Annotated in this window: 2 protein-coding genes; both read left to right on the forward strand. The window is 66.4% G+C overall.

What is annotated here, in order from left to right:
* Nucleotides 1–1,393: toprim domain-containing protein (locus QZW52_RS18795; protein WP_294001596.1), on the forward strand; the 1,393-nt coding region annotated here is incomplete at its 5' end.
* 235 nt (nucleotides 1,394–1,628) lie between these two features.
* Nucleotides 1,629–4,020 (forward strand): RNA polymerase sigma factor RpoD (gene rpoD / locus QZW52_RS18800; protein ID WP_294001598.1); only part of this gene is annotated, 2,392 nt, incomplete at its 3' end.

Here is a 4,020-nt window from a genome sequence, read left to right on the forward strand (position 1 = left end):
CCCCAAGGGCGAGGTGATCGGCTTCGGCGGGCGGGTGCTGGACCAGGGCGAGCCGAAGTACCTGAACTCGCCCGAGACGCCAGTGTTCAGCAAGGGCCGGGAGCTGTACGGCCTGTTCGAGGCGCGGGCCGCGATCCGCAAGCGCGGCTTCATCCTCGTCACCGAGGGCTACATGGATGTTGTGGCCCTGGCGCAGCTCGGTTTCGGCAACGCGGTGGCGACGCTGGGGACGGCCTGCACCGGCGACCACATCATCAAGCTGCTGCGGTTTTCCGAACAGGTGGTGTTCAGCTTCGACGGCGACGCGGCCGGGCGTCGGGCGGCGGCGCGGGCGCTGGAGGCCGTGTTGCCGCACGCGGGCGACACGCGCAGCTTCCGTTTCCTGTTCCTGCCGGCCGAGCACGACCCGGATTCCTTCATCCGCGAGCGCGGGCCGGAGGCGTTCGAAACCTGCATCCACGAGGCGTTCACGCTGTCGCGGCAGTTGCTGGCGGTGGCGGGCGATGGCTGCGACATGGCCACGCCCGAAGGCCGCGCACGGATGCTGGCGCAGGCACGGCCGTTGTACGAGCTGCTGCCCGAGGGCTTGCTCAAGGCGCAGTTGCTGGTCGAACTGGCGCGCGATGGTGGGTTGACTGCCGATGTGTTGCTGCACCACTGGGCCGCGGCAGGGTCACGCCGGGGCGAGCGGCGGCGGGCGGAACCGCAGCAGCCCGAGCCAGACTGGGACCGCGCGCCCCCGCCCGACGAGGCGCCACCCGCCGAAGCGGAGTCCGTTGGCCTCGGCTACGACCCGATGGACGACGGCACACCCGAACACGCCAAGGACTGGCGCAGCAAGCGCGGCAAGGGCCGCAGCTTCGGCAACGATCCCCCACCGTGGGCGCGCAAGGGGGGCAGCGCGGCGATGGCGTCCCCGCGCCGGCCACCACCACGCACGGCCTCACTGCTCGACCGAGCGGCGTGGTTGCTGGTGCAGAACGCGCAGCTCTGGCTCGACCTGCCCGGTGAGGTGCATGAACTGCTGGGGCAGCAGAGTGCGCCGCATGGGGGCTTCTTCGCCGCGCTGGAGCGGCTGCTGCATGACCAGGGCGTGCTGGGCGCCAGCGGCATCCTGGCCACGCTCGACGAACTGGCACAAGACCCGGCCGAAGCGGGGCTGGGCGCGCTGCTGGAGCGCATCCGCCGCCTGCACGAACTCGGCAGCGATGCGCCCCTGGCGGACGATCTGCGGGCCATCGTCAACCGGATCCGGCTGCAGGCGGTCGAGGACGAGATCGCGCTGCTGCTGGAGTCGGGCGAGTTGTCCGAGGCGGCCACCCAGCGCCGCAATGCGCTCTTCCAGCAGCGGTCCCAGCTCAAGTCCAGGCCGGCCGGGAACGCTCCTGTATAATTGAAGGTTGGTTTCGACGCGGCAAGAGTGACAGCAGTGCCTGCCGGCCCCGGCCACCCGCGACACGGGTTATTTCAGGCCAACTTCCCCGCCAGCACTGCACCTTGATGGATGTTCACGCCAGCTTGCCCGCCTGAAAAGCACCTCGTCCGCGAGCGCCTGCAGTGCGCCGCCCGAGACTTGTGATTCAGGCTCAAAGCCCCACCGTATCCGAGCACCCCAGCCGAGGAATCGCATGCCCGCGAAAAAGAGCGCCCCTGAGCAATCCCCCGAGACGAACACCGCTGCCGCTCCGGCCGCTCCGGTGGCGTCCAAGACCGTGCGCGTCGTGAAGGCAGTCAAGGCCGTCAAGCCCGAAGCCCCCGCCACCGCGACCGAGGTGGTCACAGCGACCGCCGTCCCGCTCACACCGACCGAGGCCACTGTGCCTGTCGTCGTGATCAAGCGTGGCCGCAAGGCCAAGGCGCCGGAGGCCGAGTCGGACACGAAGGTCGAGAAGGCTGAAAAAGCCGAGAAAGCCGAGAAAACCGTCAAGGTAGACAAGGCCGAGAAGACGGAGAAGGCCGACAAGAAGATCGAGAAAAAGGCCGAGAAGCCCACGCTGGACGCCGATGAAGACTTCACCGACCCCGACGCCGAGATCGACGTCGAAGCCGAGGTGGAAGCCGAGGTCGAGGTGGTCGTCGAAGGGGAAGTCGAGGTCGAAGCCGACAAGCCCAAGGCCAAACCGCTGCGCATGAAGGTCAGCCGCGCCAAGGAGCGCGCGCTGATGCGGGAATTCGGTCTGGACGAGACCACGCTCACCGAAGAGGAAGTCGCCAAGCGCCGCCAGGAGCTGAAGACCCTCATCAAGATGGGCAAGACCCGCGGCTTCCTGACGCACCAGGAGATCAACGACCACCTGCCCGAGAAGCTGGTCGAGAACGAGATCCTGGAAGCCATCATCTCGATGCTCAACGACATGGGCATCGCGGTCTACGAGCAGGCGCCCGACGCGGCCACGCTGCTGATCGCCGGTGGCGGCACGACGACCTCGACCGAGGAAGAAGCCGAGGAAGCCGCCGAAGCCGCGCTGTCCACGGTGGACTCCGAGTTCGGCCGCACCACCGACCCGGTCCGCATGTACATGCGCGAAATGGGCACGGTCGAGCTGCTGACCCGCGAAGGTGAAATCGAGATCGCCAAGCGGATCGAAGGCGGTCTGCAGGCGATGATGCTGGCGATTTCCGCCTCGCCCGCCACGATCGACGAGATCCTGGGCATGGCCGACCGGATCCGGGCCGGCGAGTCGCAGATCTCGGAAGTGGTCGATGGGTTCGTGTCGTCCGAAGAAGCCGATGACTACGTCGCCGAAGAAGACTTCGACGAGTTCGACGAGGACGAGGAAGAGGGCGGCACCTCCAAGGCGCTGACCAAGAAGCTCGAAGAACTGAAGAACCAGGCCCTGACGCGCTTCGACTCGATGCGCGCCGAGTTCGCCAAGATGCGCGCGGCCTACACCAGCCACGGCTACAAGTCGGCGCCCTACAACGCCGCCCAGACGGCCATCAGCAACCAGCTCATGACGATCCGCTTCACGGTCAAGACGATCGAGAAGCTGTGCGACCTGCTGCGTTCGCAGGTGGACGATGTGCGCCGCTACGAGCGCGAGCTGCGCAAGATCGTCGTGGACCGCTGTGGCATGGCGCAGGAGCAGTTCATCAAGGTGTTCCCGCCGAACATCCTGAACCTCGCCTGGGCCGAAGGCGAGATCGCCGCCGGCAAGCCCTACAGCGCCATCATGGGCCGCAACCTGCCCCCGATCCAGGAACTGCAACAGAAGCTGATCGACCTGCAGACCAAGGCCGTCGTGCCGATCGACGACCTGAAGGCGATCAACAAGCGCATGAACGAGGGCGAAGCCAACTCGCGTGAAGCCAAGCGCGAGATGATCGAGGCCAACCTGCGCCTCGTCATCTCCATCGCCAAGAAGTACACCAACCGCGGCCTGCAGTTCCTCGACCTGATCCAGGAAGGCAACATCGGCCTGATGAAGGCGGTGGACAAGTTCGAATACCGCCGGGGCTACAAGTTCTCGACCTACGCGACGTGGTGGATCCGCCAGGCCATCACGCGCTCGATCGCCGACCAAGCCCGCACCATCCGCATCCCGGTTCACATGATCGAGACGATCAACAAGATGAACCGGATCTCGCGCCAGCACCTGCAGGAGTTCGGTTTCGAGCCGGACGCGCCCTCGCTGGCCGAGAAGATGGAGATGCCCGAGGACAAGATCCGCAAGATCATGAAGATCGCGAAAGAGCCGATCTCCATGGAAACGCCGATCGGGGACGACGACGACAGCCACCTGGGCGACTTCATCGAGGACACCAACAACACCGCGCCGATCGAGGCCGCGATGCAGTCGGGTCTGCGCGATGTCGTGCGGGACATCCTCGACAGCCTGACGCCGCGCGAGGCCAAGGTGCTGCGCATGCGCTTCGGCATCGAGATGTCCACCGACCACACGCTGGAAGAAGTCGGCAAGCAGTTCGACGTGACGCGCGAGCGCATCCGCCAGATCGAGGCCAAGGCCATCCGCAAGCTCAAGCACCCGAGCCGCTCGGACAAGCTGCGGACCTATCTGG

It is taken from the genome of Sphaerotilus sp. (assembly GCF_013299175.1).
Classification (GTDB): Bacteria; Pseudomonadota; Gammaproteobacteria; order Burkholderiales; family Burkholderiaceae_C; genus Sphaerotilus.